Origin of the sequence: Neglectibacter sp. X4, assembly GCF_009917365.1 — a bacterium.
GTDB lineage: Bacteria > Bacillota > Clostridia > Oscillospirales > Acutalibacteraceae > Acutalibacter.
The window spans coordinates 1-585 of sequence record NZ_QWLE01000309.1; the positions used below are offsets into that span (position 1 = coordinate 1).

Genomic DNA, 585 nt, shown 5'->3' on the forward strand with positions numbered 1-585 from the left:
CGAAAAAAAGGAAATATATCTTCATAGAGACGAATAAACTGGAGGTGGAATATTTTGGTAAAGGATGTAAAACATATCATGGAAAGAAAAGCCTTCGAAAAAGGCTTGGAGTCGATTATCAACAAGGGACAGGAAAAGGATTTGACCGAAGTTATGCTTCCTATGATTAATATGCTGGAGAAAATTTTAGGAGACGCATGGGAAGGTTCTTCCTATGAACTTTTGAGAAAGCTGGCAAAAGACCCGAATAGCAAGTGGACCCATTATACACAAAATATTTTGCGCAATGTGGATCCGCATATTTTGAAGACCTTTGCTTTAAATGCCGGATATGAGTCTGGTTTTCGTGGTTACAAGACTTCTCTGAAAATGTCTGAAAGATACCAGTGCAATATTCCATGGATTATTCTGATGGACCCTACAACAGCGTGCAATATGCACTGTACCGGTTGTTGGGCTGCGGAATATGGCGATAAAATGAACCTTTCTTTTGAGGATATGGATAGAATTATCACAGAAGGTAAAGAATTGGGTATTCACGCTTTTCTGTTCACCGGCGGCGAACCGCTGATTAAGAAAAAGGAA

General features: G+C 39.5%; 1 protein-coding gene. It reads left to right on the forward strand.

Annotation, left to right across the window (positions count from 1 at the left end; all coding sequences use genetic code 11):
• Nucleotides 1-54: 54 nt before the first annotated feature.
• On the forward strand, nt 55-585 hold a 531-nt coding region (locus D1841_RS18305; RefSeq protein ID WP_166554392.1), incomplete at its 3' end, for a radical SAM protein.